The organism is Brenneria izadpanahii (assembly GCF_017569925.1).
GTDB classification, from domain to species: domain Bacteria; phylum Pseudomonadota; class Gammaproteobacteria; order Enterobacterales; family Enterobacteriaceae; genus Brenneria; species Brenneria izadpanahii.
In genome coordinates, this window is record NZ_CP050854.1 from 4,507,872 (window position 1) to 4,528,270 (window position 20,399).

The 20,399-nt window shown below is 50.2% G+C and carries 20 protein-coding genes; 9 read left to right on the forward strand and 11 right to left on the reverse strand.

Annotation, left to right across the window (positions count from 1 at the left end):
* Positions 1 to 43: 43 nt before the first annotated feature.
* The 4 genes from deoA to HC231_RS20100 all read right to left on the reverse strand — a co-directional run bounded on the left by deoA (position 44) and on the right by HC231_RS20100 (position 4,035).
* A complete protein-coding gene (deoA, locus tag HC231_RS20085) occupies positions 44 to 1,372 on the reverse strand; it encodes a thymidine phosphorylase (RefSeq protein WP_208231449.1) in 1,329 nt (442 codons plus the stop codon).
* 76 nt (positions 1,373 to 1,448) lie between these two features.
* Positions 1,449 to 2,228 carry a deoxyribose-phosphate aldolase gene (gene deoC, locus HC231_RS20090; RefSeq protein ID WP_208228448.1) on the reverse strand — a complete coding sequence of 260 codons (780 nt, stop codon included), beginning with the start codon at positions 2,226 to 2,228 and terminating at the stop codon, positions 1,449 to 1,451.
* Between the two features lie 409 nt (positions 2,229 to 2,637).
* A complete protein-coding gene (dmeF, locus tag HC231_RS20095) occupies positions 2,638 to 3,600 on the reverse strand; it encodes a CDF family Co(II)/Ni(II) efflux transporter DmeF (protein ID WP_208228449.1) in 963 nt (320 codons plus the stop codon).
* A 159-nt stretch (positions 3,601 to 3,759) separates the two neighbouring features.
* A complete protein-coding gene (locus HC231_RS20100; protein WP_208228450.1) occupies positions 3,760 to 4,035 on the reverse strand; it encodes a metal/formaldehyde-sensitive transcriptional repressor in 276 nt (91 codons plus the stop codon).
* Positions 4,036 to 4,216: 181 nt separating this feature from the next.
* Between HC231_RS20100 and HC231_RS20105 the strand changes: the two genes are divergently transcribed.
* Positions 4,217 to 4,519, forward strand: coding sequence for a GIY-YIG nuclease family protein (locus tag HC231_RS20105; RefSeq protein ID WP_208228451.1), 303 nt, complete (start codon positions 4,217 to 4,219; stop codon positions 4,517 to 4,519).
* On the opposite strand, the gene HC231_RS20110 is transcribed toward HC231_RS20105, so the two are convergent.
* Both HC231_RS20110 and ubiT read right to left on the reverse strand, forming a co-directional pair.
* Positions 4,506 to 5,009 (reverse strand): GNAT family N-acetyltransferase, encoded by a 504-nt coding sequence (locus HC231_RS20110; protein ID WP_208228452.1) that lies wholly within the window; start codon positions 5,007 to 5,009, stop codon positions 4,506 to 4,508. The genes HC231_RS20105 and HC231_RS20110 overlap by 14 nt on opposite strands.
* Positions 5,003 to 5,530 carry a ubiquinone anaerobic biosynthesis accessory factor UbiT gene (gene ubiT / locus HC231_RS20115; RefSeq protein ID WP_208228453.1) on the reverse strand — a complete coding sequence of 176 codons (528 nt, stop codon included), beginning with the start codon at positions 5,528 to 5,530 and terminating at the stop codon, positions 5,003 to 5,005. Before ubiT ends, HC231_RS20110 begins: the two co-directional genes overlap by 7 nt.
* 363 nt (positions 5,531 to 5,893) lie before the next feature.
* Between ubiT and ubiU the strand changes: the two genes are divergently transcribed.
* The gene (ubiU, locus tag HC231_RS20120) at positions 5,894 to 6,889 is read left to right on the forward strand and encodes a ubiquinone anaerobic biosynthesis protein UbiU (protein WP_208228454.1); all 996 of its coding nucleotides are present in this window, start codon (positions 5,894 to 5,896) and stop codon (positions 6,887 to 6,889) included.
* A gap of 11 nt (positions 6,890 to 6,900) precedes the next feature.
* On the forward strand, positions 6,901 to 7,779 hold the full coding sequence (locus tag HC231_RS20125) for a U32 family peptidase (protein WP_208228455.1): 879 nt from the start codon (positions 6,901 to 6,903) through the stop codon (positions 7,777 to 7,779).
* A gap of 104 nt (positions 7,780 to 7,883) precedes the next feature.
* On the opposite strand, the gene HC231_RS20130 is transcribed toward HC231_RS20125, so the two are convergent.
* From HC231_RS20130 to HC231_RS20140, 3 genes are read right to left on the reverse strand one after another with little or no spacing between them, the layout of a single operon-like run.
* Positions 7,884 to 9,032, reverse strand: a complete 1,149-nt coding sequence (locus tag HC231_RS20130; protein WP_208228456.1) for an ABC transporter permease — start codon at positions 9,030 to 9,032, stop codon at positions 7,884 to 7,886.
* A complete protein-coding gene (locus HC231_RS20135; protein ID WP_208228457.1) occupies positions 9,029 to 10,183 on the reverse strand; it encodes an ABC transporter permease in 1,155 nt (384 codons plus the stop codon). Before HC231_RS20135 ends, HC231_RS20130 begins: the two co-directional genes overlap by 4 nt.
* A complete protein-coding gene (locus HC231_RS20140; protein ID WP_208228458.1) occupies positions 10,165 to 11,136 on the reverse strand; it encodes an HlyD family secretion protein in 972 nt (323 codons plus the stop codon). The genes HC231_RS20135 and HC231_RS20140 overlap by 19 nt, the downstream gene beginning before the upstream one ends.
* A gap of 331 nt (positions 11,137 to 11,467) precedes the next feature.
* Between HC231_RS20140 and HC231_RS20145 the strand changes: the two genes are divergently transcribed.
* Positions 11,468 to 12,484: a luciferase-like monooxygenase gene (locus HC231_RS20145; RefSeq protein ID WP_208228459.1), complete on the forward strand. Its 1,017-nt coding sequence runs from the start codon at positions 11,468 to 11,470 to the stop codon at positions 12,482 to 12,484.
* Positions 12,485 to 12,817: 333 nt separating this feature from the next.
* On the opposite strand, the gene HC231_RS20150 is transcribed toward HC231_RS20145, so the two are convergent.
* Complete coding sequence (locus HC231_RS20150; RefSeq protein WP_208228460.1) at positions 12,818 to 13,843, reverse strand: LacI family DNA-binding transcriptional regulator; 1,026 nt, start codon at positions 13,841 to 13,843, stop codon at positions 12,818 to 12,820.
* 314 nt (positions 13,844 to 14,157) lie between these two features.
* On the opposite strand from HC231_RS20150, the gene HC231_RS20155 reads away from it, so the two are divergent.
* From HC231_RS20155 to HC231_RS20175, 5 genes are read left to right on the forward strand one after another with little or no spacing between them, the layout of a single operon-like run.
* Positions 14,158 to 14,634 carry a PTS sugar transporter subunit IIB gene (locus tag HC231_RS20155; protein WP_048636259.1) on the forward strand — a complete coding sequence of 159 codons (477 nt, stop codon included), beginning with the start codon at positions 14,158 to 14,160 and terminating at the stop codon, positions 14,632 to 14,634.
* Between the two features lie 10 nt (positions 14,635 to 14,644).
* Positions 14,645 to 15,448, forward strand: a complete 804-nt coding sequence (locus HC231_RS20160; RefSeq protein WP_208228461.1) for a PTS mannose/fructose/sorbose/N-acetylgalactosamine transporter subunit IIC — start codon at positions 14,645 to 14,647, stop codon at positions 15,446 to 15,448.
* On the forward strand, positions 15,441 to 16,283 hold the full coding sequence (locus tag HC231_RS20165) for a PTS system mannose/fructose/sorbose family transporter subunit IID (RefSeq protein ID WP_208228462.1): 843 nt from the start codon (positions 15,441 to 15,443) through the stop codon (positions 16,281 to 16,283). Before HC231_RS20160 ends, HC231_RS20165 begins: the two co-directional genes overlap by 8 nt.
* Positions 16,284 to 16,293: 10 nt before the next feature.
* A complete protein-coding gene (locus tag HC231_RS20170; RefSeq protein WP_208228463.1) occupies positions 16,294 to 16,719 on the forward strand; it encodes a PTS sugar transporter subunit IIA in 426 nt (141 codons plus the stop codon).
* On the forward strand, positions 16,719 to 18,398 hold the full coding sequence (locus HC231_RS20175; protein WP_208228464.1) for an alpha-glucosidase: 1,680 nt from the start codon (positions 16,719 to 16,721) through the stop codon (positions 18,396 to 18,398). Before HC231_RS20170 ends, HC231_RS20175 begins: the two co-directional genes overlap by 1 nt.
* Before the next feature lie 43 nt (positions 18,399 to 18,441).
* Here the strand turns inward: HC231_RS20175 and cptA are convergent, their stop codons facing one another.
* Complete coding sequence (gene cptA, locus HC231_RS20180; RefSeq protein WP_208228465.1) at positions 18,442 to 20,157, reverse strand: phosphoethanolamine transferase CptA; 1,716 nt, start codon at positions 20,155 to 20,157, stop codon at positions 18,442 to 18,444.
* Positions 20,158 to 20,399: the final 242 nt, after the last annotated feature.

Consider the following 20,399-nt stretch of genomic DNA (forward strand, 5'->3'; position numbering starts at 1 on the left):
CTTTGTTACGCCGGCAACCATACTCCGCCGGCGTTGGAATAGTTCAATCATCGGCGCTCATGCGGCGATAAATAACCGGCGCGCTTTCCGCCGCCTCGTCGCCCAGGGCAATCGCGGCCCGGACATCGTTCGCCGCCCGCTGCCATTGCGCCTCGGTATTGGCGTGGATCACCGCCAGCGGCCGCTGTGCGTCGACGCGCTCGCCCAGGCTGACCATCTCATTCATCCCCACGCTGTAATCAATCGTATCGCTGGCCTGACGGCGTCCGCCGCCCAGCGACACGACCGCCATGCCTAATGCGCGGGTATCCATAGCGGTGACGATCCCTGCGCGTTCGGCAAAAACCGGTTTGCTTAACGTGGCGACCGGCAAATAGCGCTCGTAATGCTCGACAAAATCGGCCGGGCCGCGCTGCGCCGCCACCATCCGGCCGAACACTTCGGCCGCTTTGCCGTTATCCAACACCGCCTGCAGACGGTTTCGCGCCTGCGCGACGGTATCCGCCAGACCGCCGGATAACAGCATCTCTTCGCACAGCGCCATCGTCACTTCATATAAACGCGGATTGCGGTGTTCCCCGGTCAGGAAACGTACCGCTTCGCGCACCTCCAGCGCATTGCCCGCGCTGGAAGCCAGCACCTGGTTCATATCGGTCAGCAGCGCGCTGGTGCGGCATCCGGCGTTATTGGCGACCGCGACGATCGCCTGCGCCAACTGCTCGGAAAGCGCATAAGTCGGCATAAAGGCGCCGGATCCTACCTTAACATCCATTACCAGCGCATCTAGCCCTTCGGCCAGCTTTTTCGCCAGAATGGACGCGGTGATCAGCGGTATTGAATCCACCGTCGCGGTAATGTCCCGCGTGGCGTAAAAACGTTTATCCGCCGGCGCCAGCGAGTTGGTCTGCCCGATAATCGCCACGCCGACGCGCTGAATAATCTGCCGGAATTCATGGTTGTCAGGGAAAATATTCAGTCCGGGGATCGACTCCAGCTTATCCAGCGTACCGCCGGTATGCCCCAGCCCCCGGCCGGAAATCATCGGCACATATCCGCCGCAGGCGGCGACCATCGGCCCCAGCATCAACGAGGTTACATCGCCTACGCCGCCGGTCGAGTGTTTATCCACCAGCGGACCATTCAGGTTTAGGCTTTTCCAGTTAAGCACCGTGCCGGAATCACGCATCGCCAGCGTCAGGGAGACGCGCTCCGCCATCGACATATCGTGAAAGTAAATGGTCATCGCCAGCGCGGCGATTTGCCCTTCGGACACCGTATTGTCGCGAACGCCGTTGATAAAGAAGCGAATTTCTTCATCGCTCAATGGTTCTCCGTCACGCTTCTTACGAATAATTTCCTGAATCAGAAACAAAGCATGCTCTCCTGTTGAGTGACTAAAAGAATGGGCCGTTTCCTGAGCCGTTATCGCGTTCTCTACCCAGCCGGAATCAATAACCGCCATGCCGCTCTGTCGGGCGATGACCTAAAACCGACAGCAGGCTGGCTAACAAACTCGATGCGCCGAAACGGAAATGCCGGGCGTTAACCCATTCCGGCCCCATAATGTCTTCAGCCAGTTGCAAATAAATTGCCGCCTCTTCAGCGCTGCGCACGCCGCCTGCGGCTTTGAAACCGACACGATCCCCCACGCCTTTATCACGAATGACCTTCAGCATAATTTCCGCGCTCTGCGGCGTGGCGTTTACCGGCACCTTACCCGTGGAGGTTTTAATAAAATCGGCGCCGGCATCAATGGCGATCCCGCTGGCCTGACGGATCAGCGCATCCTGTTTTAGTTCGCCCGTTTCAATAATCACTTTCAGCAGCACACCGGACGCCCGACAAACCGCTTTACACGCCTGCACCAGTTCAAACCCGGCGCGCGCATCCCCATCGATCAGCGAACGGTAAGGAAACACGACATCCACTTCATCCGCGCCATAGGCAATCGCCGCGTTGGTTTCCGCCAGCGCAATATCAATGTCGCCGTTGCCATGAGGGAAGTTCGTCACGGTCGCGATACGCATCTCTGGCGTTCCCTGTTCACGCAACGCCTTACGCGCCAGAGGAATAAAGCGCGGATAGATACAGATCGCCGCGGTCTTACCCGCCGGGCTGTCGGCCTGTCGGCAAAGCGCGGCAATCTTTTCATCCGTGTCGTCATCATTAAGCGAGGTCAAATCCATCAGCGCCAGCGCGCGTTGCGCGACGGTCGTTAACGTTGTCATACCATTACTCCAACTCGTCAGCCGGTCTGACCGGCGGGAACATAAACCGGATCGCAGCAATACCAGAACATTGCGGCAAGCGGATGGGGCTCCCAGATTGCGCCCAGGGGAAATAACCTGGGCGGCAACCGAAATCCCTCTCACCGCAGATAGCCTTCACCTACGCTATCCTGTGATGCGATTTATATTCAAATGCCGGACAACCCGCAGAACATTTGAACACGTCATGCGCGGTTATTTTGCGTTGTCATTCACACTTAATGTAAAGGCGATGCAATTGCATAAGATTATATGTGATTTATATCACATATATTAGCTATTATCGGCCTGTTCCACGGGTTAATCATAGCGGCTGGCGCGGCCGGCATGGCAAAAATAAATCGCGTAAGGAGAGGCCGACGAAAGCAAGTTAAGGCGTGACGGCGTTGATTTCCACCGTGATATGAACCAGCTCTTGGTGTATGGATAACTGCTGCTTGTAATAGTCGGGGCTGACGGCCCGGTCGGGGGTTAAACTCAGGATACAGGCATATTTAGCCGTCCCTACCCGCCAGACGTGTAAATCCGTCAGTTCGGCGGGAATGGGGCTGGCGGCAATAACCTCTTTGATTTCCTCCACCACCGGCGCATCCATTTCCGCATCCAGTAAAACTTTTCCGGACTGACGAATCAAACCAAACGCCCATATGCCGACCAGGATGGAACCGACGATCCCCATGACCGGATCCAGCCAATCGGCGGCCCATAATTTACCGCAGATCAGCGCCACAATAGCCAGAACGGAAGTCGCGGCATCGGCAATCACATGTAGGTAGGCCGAGCGCAGATTCAGATCCTGATGACCGTCATGCCCATGGGCATCCGGCGCGTGATGGCGGGCATGAGAATGATGTTCATGGTGATGGGTGTGGTCGTGCGCGTGATGGCCGCGCAGCAGCCAGGCGCAAATAAGGTTAACCAGCAGCCCCGCCACGGCGATCGTTATCGCCTGATCGTAATGGATCACCGACGGATGGATTAACCGCGCTACCGATTCATACATCATGATAAAGGCGACGACCCCCAGCAGAATGGCGCTGGTGAATCCGCCCAGAATTTCGATCTTCCAGGTGCCGAAGGCAAAGCGGGCATCCGACGCCAGCCGCCTGGCCGCCGCATAGGCCATTGCCGACAAGCCCAACGCCAGCGCGTGGGAGCTCATATGCCAGCCATCGGCCAGCAGCGCCATCGAATTGAAGTACCATCCGCCCAGGATCTCCACCACCATCATCACTGCCGTCAGCAAAGTGGCATAGCGGGTATTCCTTTCCGCCAGCGGATTTCCTTCATCAAAAATATGCGTGTGAGTAGCGTTTATTTGTTGTAGTGACATTGTGCGTTCGCCTCTTTTTATACTCCCCCCAGTATAGTATCCAATGGTAAAAAAATACGACCGCTACGACGAGAATAATCAGGAATAAAACCAGGCGGGGTAAAAGCGAAAATGCATAGCGGAACGGCCGGCCCTTCCGAGCCGGCAATGGCGGGGCAATTACTTCAGATAAGAGCGGACCACCGAGACAATCGCTTCCAGATCGCCGTCGCGCTCCTGCGATGAATGGCCCTCATCCATCAAATGTTCACGAATATGCCCTTCCAGCACTTCGACCATCAATCCGTTGACGGCGCCGCGAACGGCCGCGATCTGCTGCAGAATATTCAGACAGGGCGTTTCGTTTTCCAGCGATTTTTCAATCGCTTCCGTCTGCCCTTTGATTCGTCTGATGCGCGCCAACAGCTTTTTCTTGCCTTTAACGGTATGCGACATGCTCTCTCCGAAATACCCAACAGATACTGGGGATGAGTATAGCCCATCCGCCGGTCTGCGGGCATCTCCGGCGATAACGGACAATCTCGGCAAAGATGGCGCGACAAGGCAAGCAGGTAAATTTCACTCCGAACATGATGTGCCGTAAAATGGAACGATCGTTAACGAAGGCACCGACACCATGAACGCAGCTCCCACTACGTCCTGCTGGCATCTGTATATCCTGCGCACGGCCAGCGGCATGCTATATACCGGGATTACCACGGATGTGGCTCGCCGTTTGGCGCAACATCAGTCAGGGAAAGGAGCGAAAGCGCTGCGGGGAAAAGGCGAATTGGCGCTGGTGTTCCAGTGCCGGGCGGGCAGCCTCTCAAGCGCATTAAAGCTGGAGTATCGCATTAAGCAATTGAGTAAAAACCAAAAAGAAAGGCTGGTGCAAGACCAGCCCACGTCATTATTAGATACGCTTGTCAGAGCCGATTAAAAGGCTCTGCATATTCGACCAGACCGCTCGCTCCTTCGAAATGATTATCCGCCAGCGGATAAACCTGGAAGTCGGCGGCGCTTTGCGGCCAACGGCAACACAGCTGATATTCAGACGCGGGCACAAAACCGAAGCGGGAATAGTAGGCGGGTTCGCCCAATACCACGACGGCGGTGTAGCCGAACTCATTCAGCGCGTCCAGACCTTCATATACCAGCCGCTGGCCGATGCCTTGCCGGCGCAGGCTTTCCTCCACTGCTAGCGGAGCCAACCCCACCCATTGGCGGTCTTCCCCGCCAAGCAGCACCGGGCTGAAAGCGGCATATCCCACAACGCCGCCTTCATCATCCGTGGCGACGATCCCCAACGTCAGTTGCCCGTCCTCGCGCAGTTGATGCACCAGGTCGGCTTCGGCGTCCGTCGGAAATGTCCGGCGCAACAGGCTATCAATCCCGGCGGCATCAACCGGGATTTCAACACGAACTAACATGATGCGGGTGCGTGATCGTCGGTCGATTGAACCACGCCCTCTTGCAGCCCCGTTTCGATAAAATCAGCCAATTGCAGCAGACCGATACGTAACGGCGCCGGCATGGCCTCCAGTTCAATCGCATCCATCAGGTTTTTTACGTATAACCCAAGCTCCGTATCGCCTTCGATCCGCAAGCGGCGCTGGAAAAATAACGTATCGGGATCTTCTTTACGCGCCGCGATCAAAATAAGATCGTTGGCATCGGCGCTGAAGCTGACGTCCGCGTCCTCTTGGCCGCTCACCGCCAGCCGGTTATCACGCAGCGTCATAAACCACTGCAATCCAACATCCCGCACTTCAATCTTTAACCAACGCCCTTCCAAAAACTCCAACTCCCCCTCTTCCAGGGCCTGACGAAACTGCCAGCTCAGCAGGTATTCCAGCACCTGGCGCTGTAAAGCAAAAGGAGTGAACTTTAACGGCTTACCCAATAAGCCCGGCCCTTGACGCACAATCTGCGCCCGTAGTTTTCCCAACACTGGCGTACTCCTCTAAAAAACGGTCTGATGGTTCAGACAATCTACAGGTATTGTGCCACATCACACAAAAGCAACAGAGGTCTATGTCAATAAATTATCCTGTTCTGCCGGTACTCAATGGATTTCCGGTGGCGCCCGCCGACAACGTGAAAATCACGGCGATAAATCATCATATGCATGCCCTCTCTCTTTTCATCACACCGTTAACTGTTTTAAATCAAACCACTGCCATATCGGGTTAATTAAAATTATCTATCGTTAAAAACATTCATTGACTGATAACAAATCTCATTAGTCCACCAACATCATTGATCGTAGCGGATGGCTGGTCTCATCCTGATTTTGATTAATGAAGGAAATAGTATGGAATTGCTTTGCCCCGCCGGTAATCTTCCGGCATTGAAAGCGGCTATCGATAATGGCGCCGACGCGGTCTATATCGGCCTGAAAGACGACACCAACGCACGCCACTTCGCCGGACTAAACTTCACCGATAAAAAACTGCAGGAAGCGCGTGATTATGTGCACCGCCACCGCCGCAAACTTCACATCGCCATTAATACGTTCGCCCATCCCGACGGCTATCAACGCTGGGAGCGCGCCGTCGATATGGCGGCGCAAATCGGCGCCGATGTACTGATCCTGGCCGACCTGGCCATGCTGGAATATGCCGCGGAACGCTACCCGAACATCGAGCGCCACGTCTCGGTGCAGGCTTCCGCCACCAATACCGAGGCGATTAACTTTTACCAACGCCATTTCGACGTTTCCCGCATCGTTCTGCCCCGGGTGCTTTCCATCCATCAGGTAAAACAGCTGGCCCGCGCCAGTTCGGTTCCGCTGGAGGTGTTCGCTTTCGGCAGCCTGTGCATCATGGCGGAAGGCCGCTGTTACCTCTCCTCCTATCTGACCGGCGAATCGCCGAATACCGTGGGCGCATGCTCGCCGGCGCGTTTCGTCCGCTGGCAGCAAACGGAACAGGGTATGGAGTCCCGCCTGAACAACGTGCTGATCGACCGCTATCAGGATCATGAAAATGCCGGTTATCCCACGTTGTGCAAAGGCCGCTATCTGGTCGGCGGGCAACGCTATCATGCGCTCGAAGAGCCCACCAGTCTTAATACATTGGAATTACTGCCGGAACTGCTGGCGACGAATATCGCCTCGGTGAAGATCGAAGGACGCCAGCGCAGCCCCGCCTATGTCAGCCAGATCACCCGCGTCTGGCGCGAAGCCATCGACCGGTGCAAGGCCAATCCGTCCGCATTCAGCCCGACGCAGGAGTGGATGGATACGCTTGGCGCCGTGGCGGAAGGTACGCAAACCACGCTGGGCGCCTATCATCGTAAATGGCAGTAGCAGGAGACAATATGAAATACGCATTGGGCGCCATTCTCTACTACTGGCCCAGAGACGCTATTGAAACATTCTACCAAGCTGCGATGAACAGCAGCGCGGATATTATTTATCTTGGCGAAACGGTATGCAGCAAACGCCGTTCCATGAAAGTCGCCGACTGGCTTGACGTCGCCCGGCAGGTCGCCGGCCACGGCAAACAGGTGGTCATCTCCACGCTGGCGCTGCTTCAGGCGCCTTCGGAGTTGAATGAGCTGAAACGCTACGTCGAAAACGGCGACTTCCTGCTGGAAGCCAACGATCTCGGCGCCGTCAATATGGCCGCCGATCGTCATTTGCCGTTCGTCGCCGGACATGCCCTCAACTGTTATAACGCCCATACCCTGCGTTTACTGCGCAAACAGGGCATGGTGCGCTGGTGTATGCCGGTGGAACTGTCCCGGGATTGGCTGCAAAACCTGCTTAACCAGTGCGACGAGTTGGGGTTCCGCAACCAGTTTGAGGTTGAAGTGCTGAGCTACGGCCATTTGCCGCTGGCTTATTCCGCTCGCTGTTTTACCGCGCGTTCGGAAAACCGCGCCAAGGACGAATGCGAGACTTGCTGCATCAACTATCCGCAGGGGCGCAAAGTCCTATCGCAGGAAAATCAGCAGGTATTCGTCCTCAACGGCATCCAGACCCAGAGCGGCTATTGCTATAACCTGGGCAACGAGCTTGCCAATATGGCCGGTTTGGTGGATATCGTCCGCCTGTCGCCGCTGGGAATGGAAACGCTGGCGATGATCGATGCTTTCCGCGCCAATGAAAACGGCGCCGCGCCGCTGACGCTGGAGAAAAAAGCCGACTGCAACGGCTACTGGAGACGGGTGGCGGGCCTGGAGCTGGTGCAGTAGCGCACAGCAACCCAAAGATGCCGCCGGTTCCTGATGCCGATCGCCTAAGGCGGAGCGAGCGCGGCAAACGGCATGACCGCCAGGGTCAGCGAGATCAACGTACGTTAACCCTGGTGTGTTGAGCGGCGGCGCAACAAACGGCGCAGTTGACCGGTGTTATGCAACAACCCCACCCCAATGCCCAGCAGGGTATAAACGACGCCCAGCACCAGCAGCATGACCACATCGCGCCCCACTTCACTCAGCGGCAGATTCATCTGGTTCACGCCGGCAATAGCCTTGGTCGCCCAGGTTGAAGGCAGCATCGAGGAGATCGCCCGTACCCAGCCCGGCATCGACTGTACCGGCCATATCGTGCCGGAAAGATAAAAAACCGGCATGGTAATAAACGACAGCGTCAGGTAAATCATTTCCACGCGACGCAGGCACTCGGTCACCAGTTTTCCCAGCCCCAGCACCGCCAGCAAAAAGGGAAACGTCAGCAGCAGAATTTCCGGGATATTGGCCGTCTGCCGATAACCCAGCACCCAGGGCCACAAGACAAACAGCACAATCGACAAAAAGAGCCAGATCGGCAGCAGGGCCGACAGGCCGCCCAGATAAACCGGGATGGTCGGTTTGCCCTGCGGAGAACTCTTCAGCGCGATGCTGACCCGAACGCAGGCGATCAACAGCGAATGCTGTAACAACATCACCAGCAAACCGGGGAAAATGATCGCCGCAAAGCTGACGCCGGGATTAAACAATCCCACGGTTTGCCCGACCACCGGCGTCAGAATCACCTGCGCCTGCACATCGGTAAAACCGCTGCGCAACAGCAGATCGCGATTATAATCGGCTAATAGCTGCTGCCAGGCCGCCATCACGTCCTGCTGAATCTGCCCGTTCGCCAGACGGTTTGTCGCATCGCCATAGGCGGGGATGGTAATCGTCTCGCCGGAGAGGATCTTTTTTTCCAAATCCAGCGGCAAGATGATCACGGCAAACAATTTACGCAGCACAAGATCGCGCTGCGCCTCCGGTAAATTATCGTATGTTTTGACGGCGATTTTCGGTGTGGCGTCCAGATCGCGCATTAGCTGACGGCTGGCGTTGCTGTGATCCTGGTCGATCACCGCCACCGGCAAATCCCACACCGAGTGATTGGCGTACACCAGACTCATCACGCAGAGCGAGGCCAGCAGCATCAGCCACATAGGACGCTCCAGCATGCTGATCAGCACCCGGCTGAATGTCTGCCAGTAACTTTTCACGGCTTATTCTCCGGCTGGCTTAAACGCTGATAAAGCCGGTTGCGCACCAGCAGGCCGGTCACCAGCGGATAAGCCAGCAACAGCGCGCAAACGCTGAGCACCGAAGAGAGCGAAACCTGACGCAGGAAGATATCGAACATCGCGTACAGCGCGTGCGTTAACGGCTCGATTTGCGCAATAATCTGCGCCGGCAACGGCATGGAGAGCTCCGGCACCGACAGACCGGAAAACGTCAGCGCGATACTGACGATAATCCCCATCATGGTGTAGGCCGTCAGCGCCGTGCGGGTAAAGGTAAACAGCAGAACGCCGATGCTCTGCGCCGCCATGACGTAAAAGAACCCCACCAGCAGCATATACAGCGGATTGCCGCTCACGTGCGCGTCGGACGCCCACACCAGAATAGCGATCTCGACAATCAGCAGCGCGGTATAATACAGCGTATAAGGCGCCAGTTTGCCAAGCATCGCCAGCACAAAGGGCCGGCGGTTGACAATATCTTTGCTGCGCTCCAGGACATAAATCATGCAGGTGACGGCGAAAAGCTGTAGCAAGTGGATGGTGGCGGCAAACTGCTGATAATAGACATAGCTGCCGCTGGCGTTGAACAAACTGCCGTACGCCAGGGTGACGTTAGCCAGCGCCGGCAGCGTGTGTCCGGACTCGGCGGCGATAACGCTGCGATACTGACTGTTGACTTCCGTTATCAGCGTGCTGAAATCCTGGGTGGAATAAAAGCCGGCGCCATAAAACAGAGCATTGTAATAAAACAGGACGCTGGGCTGACGACCGGCCAACACATCGGCCTCAAAGTTCAGCGGGATATAGAGCAGACCATAGTCCTGGGCGCTGCGTAAGCGCTGCATCGACTCGGCCAGCCCCCCCGCCCACGGCTCAATACGGGCATGGGATCCGGCGTCCAGCTTGCGGATCAGATCGCGCGACAGCGGGCTGTGATCGTTATCGTTCGCCGACACCGGCAGATCCTGCATCGTACCGACGGAAAAAATGCTGCCCAGCAAAATAAACAGCAGCAGGGGAAAACCCCAGCCAAGCCAATGCACCACCGGGCTGCGCAGCGCCGTGTTAACCTCCTGGCGAAATGACGCCGTGAAACTACGCCAGGCGGCGTTTACTCTTTCCACTGCCATAGCGCGCTCATTCCCGGCCTCAATCCTTCCTGCGGCTGCGTCGGATACAGCCGGACTTCGAAGGTTTTCAGATCGAAGTCGCCGGTTGCCCGCGTGGCGCGTTTGGTGGCGTAATCGCCCAGCGGGGCGATATAGCGCACCTCGGCATCAATCATACGGTTATTCAGCGCCGGTACGCGCAGCGCGATCCGATCCCCCTTGCGCACCCCGGCCAGAATATCCTCCCGCAGGTTGAAGACGAACCAGGCCTGCGGAACGCGCACCAGCGTGATAAGCGGACTGGAAGCGCTGAGCAGCACCCCCACCTCGGCCGGAATAGGACCGACCTCGCCGTCGACCGGCGCTCTAACCTGAAGTTCGTCCGCCTGGGCTTTAATTTCCAGCAGTTGCTGTTCGGCCTGACGCAGCGCGGCGGCATAATTTTCCCTTTGTTCCGGCCTATCGCCGTGCAATCCCGCGTCCAGATTGGCCTGCGCCGCCTTAACCTGCTGCAAAGCGCTATCGCGGGCCTCACGCGCGCTATCCAGCGCCGAAGCCGAAACAAATCCCTTAGCCGCAATACCCGCCTGACGATTATATTCGTGCAGGGCGTTCTGATACGCCGCCTGCGCCTGGGCCAGCGTGGCGCGCAGATTGCGAATACTCTCTTCCCGCGTACCGTGCTCAGACTGCTCCAACAGCGATTTCGCCTGGTCCCGCGCGGCTTCCGCCGCACGCAACTGCGCCACTAATTCAGCGTTTTCCAGCGTAATCAGCAGTTGTCCTGCCTTAACATCGTCCCCGCGTTGCACATGGCGTTCAATTACCCGTCCCGATGCCTTAGAAGCGACAATGACTTCCTGGGCATCGACCTCGCCCTGCAGCAAAATATCCTTATTATTCGCCCTAAACAGAACCGCCAGGGCAATAACCACCACCACCAGCAGTAACGTAAACCGCGTCTTTTTATTCATTTATTGTGCTCCGGACTTTCCTTGCGCTGGCCTCATGCCGCGCTGCGCGACGCGCTTCGCTACCTTATACATAAACAATTTACCAACAATAAAAACAAAGTTGTTACATTGTAGCGCGTTAGCGTCATTATGTTTAAGCATAAAGAAGCATAGCACGCCATTTTCAGCGCTCTGCTCACGGTCATCCGAACCGGTTTAGATTTGCATACGGCCAGCGGCGGCATCAAAGAATGGGGGCGATGGAATGAAGTTAGCGCATCGACGGGATATAAAATTTCACTAAATAGCGTAATACTCAGCGTATCCGAAACTGATAAAGCGAGCACCGACTATGTCTGCAACTTCTCAGTCCGTCCCTTTTTCCATTCTGGATTTGGCGCCGATCCCGGTCGGCCTTAATGCACGGGATGCTTTCAACCACTCGCTGGATCTGGCGCGGCACGCGGAAAAATGGGGCTACCACCGCTATTGGCTGGCCGAACACCACAATATGACCGGGATCGCCAGCGCGGCCACCTCGGTACTGATTGGCTATCTTGCCGCCGGCACGCAGCGTATCCGCCTCGGCTCCGGCGGCGTGATGCTGCCCAACCATGCTCCATTGGTTATTGCCGAACAGTTCGGTACGCTGGAGTCCCTCTATCCGGGCCGCATCGATCTTGGTCTGGGCCGCGCGCCGGGCACCGATCAGCGCACCATGATGGCCCTGCGGCGTCATCTTAATGCCGATATTGATGATTTCCCGCGGGACGTACAGGAACTACGGCGTTACTTTGCCGATGTTCAGCCCGGCCAGGCGGTTCAGGCCGTGCCCGGTCAAGGCTTGCAGGTTCCCATCTGGCTGCTGGGCTCCAGTTTATACAGCGCGCAGCTGGCCGCCGCATTGGGATTGCCGTTTGCGTTCGCCGCCCATTTTGCTCCCGATATGCTGCTGCAAGCGCTCAAGGTTTACCGTGAAACGTTTAAGCCTTCGGCCGCGTATTCCAAACCTTATGCGATGGTTTGCGTCAACGTCGTTGCCGCTGACAGCGATCGCGATGCCCGTTTCCTGTTTACCTCAATGCAGCAGCAATTTATCAACCTGCGCCGCGGCGCTCCCGGCCCGCTGCCGGCGCCGGTGGAAGATATGGAATCCATCTGGTCGCCGGCAGAGCAGTTTGGCGTTGAGCAAACGTTACGCTTATCGATCGTCGGCGATCGGACGAAAGTCAGACACGGCTTGCAGAGTTTGTTGCGTGAAACCCAGGTGGATGAAGTGATGATCAACGGACAGATTTTTGACCATCAGGCCCGGCTGCGATCGTTTGAGATCGCGATGGACGTGCGGCAATCGCTCCAGGAAGAATAAAGAGACAGGGGTGCAATTGCATCCCTGATGCTCGTCGAGATTATTTCGCGCCTCCCGTCGCTGCGGGAGGCGGCAAGCGAGTGACAAATTCGTCGGGAGCGAATTTGACCAGCCAACGGCTGCCCTTCGGTGAGAGACAGGATGTCTCTCATTAATCCCCAGGAGCTTAGATAACTAAGTGACTGGGGTGGCAAATCTGCCTAAAGCAGATTTGAACGCCGCTTGCAGCGGTCCCAACGGGGCGAGGCCCAGGGAAGGGCCGAGTAATTAGGCAGCCAACGCACCTGCAATTTGAAAGATGAAGGGTATAAAAATCGGGTTCTGAATTTATAATTAACTCGCTTTATTATCAGATAGCGTCATGACAGATTCGTTCTCAACGATTTTATGAGGAACGACGAATTTTACGCCGTGAGACTTTCTGCCGTTTACCTGATCAATAACATATTTCAAACTGTACTTAGCTAGCAAATCAATATTGATATCAATGTTTGTTATGTATGGATGAGCTAAAGTAGAAAAGATTGTATTATTAAAACTAATAACTGAAATATTTTGAGGAACAGCGTATCCAAGAGCACTAATATGCTGGATAACTTTAAATGCCAATAAGTCTTCAATAATTACCGCAGCGGTTATTTTCGATTGCTTTAACACTGATTCAAGATAAAAAAAATCTTCTGCACTCTCAATATTTATTGCATCGAATGGTTTGAGATTTGCCATGATCATTGCTTTTTGATAACCAAAAAAACGTTCGAAATGAACATTTTCCTTTATCCTATTGGTTATAAATATAATTTTTTCATGCTTGTTTTTAATAAGATAATTAGTCGCATCCTTACCTAATAATTGATTATCGTTGTCAACATATGTAATCTTATTCTCGTTTTCACAAGGCAGGCCAACTAGACTAAACTTTAATTTATTTTTATATAAATAGTCTATTATTGGATCCTCTACGTTAGAATATAACAAAATAAAACCATCTACTTGTTTTTGCGCATGCATTCTTTTTACATTAGACAATAGATCATCGAAGTTTTTTGATATAGCCAACGCAATAGAAAGGCCGAAAATTTGCGCTTCTTGATTGATTGATTCAATGATTTCTAAAAAAAAAGGAATGCTCATTTCTTCTCTTGACTTTAAAGGTGGAAGAATTACAGCGATTGAGTTTGCTTTTCCTTTCCCCAGATTTCTTGCTGTAGAATTAGGCGTATAACCCAGTTCTCGCATGACCTTGTTAACTTTTTCTTTAGTTTTTTCTGAAATACTGGCGCTATTATTAATTACCCTGGATACAGTTGATGTGGCTACGCCTGACTTTTCCGCTACATCTTTGATCGTTATCCCCATGTAAAAATTTCTCCCAGAGTAAATATTTCACTTTCAGAATTCATCTAACACATAAGCCAAACTTAAACCATGTTGTCAGCAAGGTAAAGCCATTAAATAAATAATTAAAAATCAATGCATTATGTGAGCGCATGATGCCTATGGCAAAACCTGACGGTTAGATTAAATATGTGATAGGTCTCACATTAATCAAAGCTACTGCTTTACCAAAAGTAGCACAAGGATTAACACTTTATGCAAGCGGTTGCACAATAATTGCGTAAATTGCACAGTAACATTTTTTAAATCAATTCGTTATCACTAGGAGAAAAATCATGGGCGTCGTGTTAGCAAGAATTGACCAGCGTTTGATACATGGCATCGTCGTTACACAGTGGGCGGGTTTTACCAAAGCAAAAAGGTTAATGGTTGTAGATGATGAAATAAGCCATGACGAAACGCAAAAAGAAGTCATGAGAATGAGTAAGCCGGTAGGTACCAATATGTCAATTATCGATACGGCTACGGCAATTACTAATTTCAATAATGGAAAATATGATGACCATAACGTTCTTTTAATCGTCAACAGCCCGGAAACATTGTTGAGGCTGGTTAACGGCGGCGTCAAAATCCCAAAAGTAAATATAGGTATTATCTTTGATGGCGAAGACAAAACCACGCTCAAAAAAATGGTTTCAGTAAATAAAAAAGAAACAGATGACTTAAAAGAATTATCGTCAAAAGGTATACCGGTTACTTTCCATTTTGTGCCTAATGATGTTGAAGAGCCATTAGAAACTTATATTAAATAAGGTAAAGAAAATGGAAATCATTCAGGCAATATTGATAATAGCGCTCGCCTTTTGGATTGTTATCGATCAACAAGGATTATGTATCAGCACCTGGTTTCCAATAATGGTTGCGTTCTTTACCGGACTCATCATGGGAGATATGACAACCGCCATGATGATTGGCGGCACCTTTCAGCTAATGGCCCTGGGGGTGGCGAATATAGGAGGGTCATCCATTCCCAATTGGGGTTTAGCGACTTTAGTGGGCATCTATATCGCCATTAAATCGACAAATAATATTGAAGAGGCGAAGGCAATAGCATTAGCCGTTGGTGTCCCGGTTGGTATGCTAGGTATTCAGCTAGATGTATTAGCGAAAATTTTGAATACATACATTGCGAATGCAGCACAGAAAGCGGCAAATAGAAAACAATATAAGAAGATGAACTTAATATTCTGGGGCGGACCGTTAATTTTTGGATTATCCACTGCCATCCCAACCACATTATGCGTAATCTTCGGAGACAAAATTGTCAAACTGATTCTGTCCGTCGTTCCTCAGTGGTTTACTGATGGGCTATCGATAGCAGGAAATATGTTACCCGCCGTGGGTATAGCATTGCTGTTACACGTCATGCCGGTGAAAAAATATTTAACGATGCTATTAATTGGCTTCGTTGTCTCAGCTTATTTGAAACTTCCTATTTTGGGGATTTCAATATTAGGTTTCGCTTTCGCATATTATTATTTCATCAACAAAATGGCAGAACCTAATCATAAACTGGCTAATGCCGAGAGCGCTCAACAGATTGAAGGGGATGACTTTGATGAATGACTTATCAGATTCCAATTTGGAAAACTCAGAAAAAAAAGAAATAGTTTTAACTAAAGGAGATATAAACAAGGCTGCTCTACGCTATATGTTTATGGCTTGTAATACCTTCAATTATCAAACACAGCAAGGCCCAGCTGTGGTTTACGGATTGCATAAATCATTAAGGAAAATTTATAAAAATGACGATGACTACAATGCATCGCTAAATAATCATTTTAAATATTTCAACACGACAACCTGGATGGCTAACTTATTGTTAGGCGCAAGCCTGGCGATGGAAGAAAAGGATGGCAAATCCTCTTTAAATGCGGTGCAAGCCTTCAAGACCGGGATGATGGGGCCATTAGCAGGTATCGGCGATACTCTGGTTTGGGTTTTATATCCTACGATTATGGGCTCTATCGCTGCCTATATGGGATTAGAGGGCAGCCCGGTTGGGGCGATTATCTGGCTCTGCCTTAACCTATTGTTTTTGTTTTTTCGCTTTAAGTTATTCCATATCGGATATGACTCTGGTTTGAAGCTCGTTACGGCGTTGGGCAATAAATTGACCGTATTTACTGAAGCGGCATCAATAATGGGTTTGACAGTTGTTGGGGCGTTAATCCCTGCCGTTGTAAAAGTTAATGTTGGATTAAGCTTTGCTTCAGGGGAAATATCATTACCTATCCAGTCAGAAATATTAGATAAAATCATGCCTTCTTTGCTTCCGGCTGGATTGACACTGATTATTTATAAAATGATATCATCTAAAAAAATAAGCATCATAAATATAATATTTTTGGTTATAGGTGTTTCTTTAATATTATCCTATTTTGGTGTTTTGAAAATTTAGAGGAAAAAACATGAGAAAGATTATTATAGCGACTCACCATCGTTTAGCAGAAGGGATGAAAGATACTGTAAAGTATATACTGCCGGACGTAGGTGAGATTATTGCTATTTCAGCATATTTAACAAACACACCGATTGAAGAAGAAATTTCGTCTGTATTAGATGGTATCAACTACCAAGAAGATGAAGTCATTGTTTTTACAGATATGTTGGGTGGCTCGGTTAATCAGGGATTTTCTAAATATCTAAAAAACAAAAACCTTCATATCATGACAGGCGTTAATTTACCCGTCGTCATGGCAATTTTATGTGAGCTTGAAGAGAGTTTCATTAGCCCGGATACCATCAGAGAAGCGGTAAATTACTCCAGAGAGCAGTTGATTTATGTGAATGATTTTATGGCTGAGCAATCTACTCATGATGAAGGGGACGAGTGATGAGTAAGGATTGGTGGAAAAAAAGTGTCGTATACCAAGTATACCCTCAAAGTTTTAAAGACTCGAATGGAGATGGCATTGGCGATTTAGCGGGCTTAAATGAAAAATTACCCTATATAAATAAATTAGGCGCCGATGTCATATGGTTAAATCCCATATATGAGTCTCCCCTTATTGATAATGGCTATGACATTTCTGATTATTATAAGATCAATCCAGTCTTTGGAACTTTGGATGACTTTAAATCATTATTGAAATCCGCGCACGATTTAAATATAAAAATCATTATGGATTTGGTTGTAAATCACACCAGCGACCAGCATCATTGGTTTCAGGAGTCAATGAAAAGTAAGACCAATCCCTATGCTGATTTTTATATCTGGAAAGATCCACAAGAAGATGGCTCTCCGCCGACCAATTGGGGAGCTACTTTCGGCGGCTCTGCCTGGGAGTATGTTCCCAGCCGTAACCAATATTATTTACATCTGTTTGCTAAAGAACAGCCGGACCTAAACTGGGAAAACCCTGTGGTAAGGCATGAAGTTTATAACATCATGAAATATTGGCTGGATATAGGTATAGACGGCTTCAGGATGGACGTAATTAGCTTAATTAGTAAAGATCAACGCTATCCAAACGCGCCAAAAGGTGCGGTTTATAGTAAATCTTACTACATAGGCGCTTCAAATGGTCCGCGGGTGCATGAGTTTTTACAAGAAATGAATCGTGAGGTTTTAAGTAAATATGATTGCATGACCGTGGGTGAAACCCCGAACACAAATAGCACCCAGGCTCTATTATATACTCAATCAGATCATAACGAGCTTAATATGATTTTTCAATTTGACCATATGCATTTAGATTATGGTAAATATGGGAAATTTTCTGATATCCGATTTAAGATGAGCGATCTCAGAGCCACAATGACGGAATGGCAACAGAAGCTGGATACGGGCTGGAATTCATTATACTGGAGTAACCATGACCAACCCAGAGCGGTATCCAGATTCGGCAATGATGATCGCTATAGGGTAGAGTCAGCAAAAATGCTGGGCACATTATTGCACATGATGAAAGGTACGCCTTATATTTATCAGGGGGAGGAGTTAGCCATGCGTAATGTTAATTTCTCCTCAATGGATAAGTATAAAGATATTGAAACCTTATCTGTGTTTAATAGTTTTAAACGCGAAAACCTTAATGACGATTATATAAAGAAGGCCATCTATTTAAAATCCAGAGATAATGCCCGTGTGCCGATGCCATGGGATGCGACTGAAAAATCCGGTTTTACCGACGGTACGCCATGGCTTGATTTTTCACCAGATAATAAACTTATTAATGTCCAAAACACATTGAATGACAAAGACTCAGTATTTTATCACTACAAAAAATTAATTAAAATAAGGAAACAGTATCCTGTCGTTGTTGAGGGTAAATATGAATTAATTAATGATACGGACTCTGATGTCTATGGATACATAAGAATTTTAGTCAATAAAACCTTGATTGTGATTTGTTCTTTTTCAGAAAAGAAAGTCAATTATTCCTTACCTGAAAATTTAGCAAACAGCAAGGCAACGCTGCTATTATCTAATTATTCAGACTCATCGGACGTTATCACTCCTAACATTGAATTACGGCCCTATGAGGCATTGATTTATTACAGCGAAATGTGAATAAAGCAACAGGGATGCGAATGCATCCCTGAGATTGTCGAGATTATTTCGCGCCTTCCGCCGTTGCCGGCAGATCGTCAAACGTGCGCAACGCTTTTTTATCATCAGGATTGCCGATCCAACGTTCGGTCTGTTTGAACGCCGGATTGACCAGACTCTTTGACGGTTCATAGAAGTCGTAACTTAATCCCGCCAAATCAGACCAGGTATGAATCAAATGGGCGCTGCTGTACTTGCGTTCAACATAGGGCGCATAGTCGGCATTATGATTTTTCCGCCATTCCGGCGACATCCAGACGAAAAAAGGAATGGTGTACATCGCCCGGGTGGGAGCCGCTTCATTGCGCCCCAGAATATTATGCGGCGGCGTTTCATAAACATCTTCGCCATGATCGGAGAAGTAAAGCAAAAAGCCATTGGGTTTATGTTGCGCAAACAGGTTAATCAAACTGGAAACGATATAGTCGTTATACAATTCCGCATTGTCATAATGATTGTAGACGTCTTTATCGCTTACCTCGGCGGGCACGCCGGCGAAATCATTGAACTTATCGAAATCTTCCGGATAGCGGTATTTATAGTTCATGTGCGTTCCCAATAAATGAACGACAATAAATTTCTTCTGCGCCGGATCGGACATCACCTCCTCGAACGGCGCCAGCACCACATCATCATACTGCCGGGCGCTCTGGGTCCGCTGGTTGTTCAGATAAAACTGCTTATCCGTCTGCTGTGAAAAAACCGTCAGCATGGTATTACGTTTGGTCATCGTTTGCTGGTTGGTGATCCAGAACGTTTTATATCCTGCCTGCTTCATCAAATTCATCAGCGAGGGCTTGCTCAGATACAGGTCCGGGTTCAGTTCGTCGGCAAAGGTTAGCGCCTGTTGCAGAATTTCTATGGTGTAAGGGCGTGATGTCACCACATCTTTAAATACCACCAGATTCGGATCGGACTGGCTCAAGGCATCCAGACGCGGCGTGGTGGCCCGGCTATAACCATACAGGCTCATCCGGCTGCGGGTGGTCGACTCGCCGATAACCATCACCAGCGTACGCGGCGTATCGCCATTGGCATCTTTAAGATTCGCCAGCGGCGGCAGCGCCGCATTTTGCTGCAGCATCGTCTCCATACAGCTCAGCTGCTGATGATATTCCAGATAACTGCTCAGAAATTGCCAGGGCGCCGTTGTTCCCATCCTCTCAGCCAGATATCCAACGGTATCGTCCAGAGAGATTTTCTCAACGATCATCTTTTTATAAACGGGAATGCCAAAAAGGCCGGTGACGATTAATAAAGAGACGATAGTTCTATACCGGATAGACAAATAGACCGGACGCACCTTTGTCCATAAGAAAAAAGCCGCCGCGGTATAAGCCAACAATATTCCAATCACCTTCAGACTAAAATACTGGCTCATATATTCGCCGGCTTCTGTCGCATTCGACTCGAACATCACAAATAGAACGCTTTGCGAAAACTCTTGCTTATAAATCGAATAATAACCAAGCGCAACAACCGAAGAGGCCCAAAGAACAATGCCTAATACGGCGGTAATGATTCGAGTACGGCGTGGAAATAGAAATACCGGCACCAGCCAGAACAAACTGAAAAGCAACGAATCTCTTAATCCATTAAAGCCGCTGTGGCCGCTTAATAAAATTGATAATTGCAATACACAGGAGAAATACCAAAAAAACAGCAAAAGCCATCCTAACGCTCTCCAACTGAAGCGTTTTTTTAACAGAAAATCAGACATTTACTCTATTCCAAAAAATAATTTAATAAAAAGCTCACAAAATCGCCGAGGTGTAAATTTTCCAGTAAATAATATTATTCACGACCAGTGATTATAAGAATACGGCGACATTCTCCGTTCGGTTATTCATATCCAAGACAACGCAACGGTATTAAGAAAACCCTGCGATTGGGAAATAGGCGCGTTGCCTATCATTCGCTTTGCAAAAAAAAACGGCCCTCGCAGGGGCCGTTCGTTCTTAT

Bases quoted from the DNA above. Each gene is read 5' to 3' on its own strand.
- HC231_RS20170 (WP_208228463.1), top strand. From the start codon at position 16,294: ATGAGAAAGATTATTATAGCGACTCACCATCGTTTAGCAGAAGGGATG.
- HC231_RS20155 (WP_048636259.1), top strand. From the start codon at position 14,158: ATGGGCGTCGTGTTAGCAAGAATTGACCAGCGTTTGATACATGGCATC.
- HC231_RS20145 (WP_208228459.1), top strand. From the start codon at position 11,468: ATGTCTGCAACTTCTCAGTCCGTCCCTTTTTCCATTCTGGATTTGGCG.
- HC231_RS20140 (WP_208228458.1), bottom strand. From the start codon at position 11,136: ATGAATAAAAAGACGCGGTTTACGTTACTGCTGGTGGTGGTGGTTATT.
- HC231_RS20150 (WP_208228460.1), bottom strand. From the start codon at position 13,843: ATGGGGATAACGATCAAAGATGTAGCGGAAAAGTCAGGCGTAGCCACA.
- dmeF (WP_208228449.1), bottom strand. From the start codon at position 3,600: ATGTCACTACAACAAATAAACGCTACTCACACGCATATTTTTGATGAA.
- ubiU (WP_208228454.1), top strand. From the start codon at position 5,894: ATGGAATTGCTTTGCCCCGCCGGTAATCTTCCGGCATTGAAAGCGGCT.
- HC231_RS20135 (WP_208228457.1), bottom strand. From the start codon at position 10,183: ATGGCAGTGGAAAGAGTAAACGCCGCCTGGCGTAGTTTCACGGCGTCA.
- HC231_RS20160 (WP_208228461.1), top strand. From the start codon at position 14,645: ATGGAAATCATTCAGGCAATATTGATAATAGCGCTCGCCTTTTGGATT.
- deoC (WP_208228448.1), bottom strand. From the start codon at position 2,228: ATGACAACGTTAACGACCGTCGCGCAACGCGCGCTGGCGCTGATGGAT.
- cptA (WP_208228465.1), bottom strand. From the start codon at position 20,157: ATGTCTGATTTTCTGTTAAAAAAACGCTTCAGTTGGAGAGCGTTAGGA.
- HC231_RS20125 (WP_208228455.1), top strand. From the start codon at position 6,901: ATGAAATACGCATTGGGCGCCATTCTCTACTACTGGCCCAGAGACGCT.
- HC231_RS20100 (WP_208228450.1), bottom strand. From the start codon at position 4,035: ATGTCGCATACCGTTAAAGGCAAGAAAAAGCTGTTGGCGCGCATCAGA.
- HC231_RS20175 (WP_208228464.1), top strand. From the start codon at position 16,719: ATGAGTAAGGATTGGTGGAAAAAAAGTGTCGTATACCAAGTATACCCT.
- HC231_RS20105 (WP_208228451.1), top strand. From the start codon at position 4,217: ATGAACGCAGCTCCCACTACGTCCTGCTGGCATCTGTATATCCTGCGC.
- HC231_RS20110 (WP_208228452.1), bottom strand. From the start codon at position 5,009: ATGTTAGTTCGTGTTGAAATCCCGGTTGATGCCGCCGGGATTGATAGC.
- HC231_RS20165 (WP_208228462.1), top strand. From the start codon at position 15,441: ATGAATGACTTATCAGATTCCAATTTGGAAAACTCAGAAAAAAAAGAA.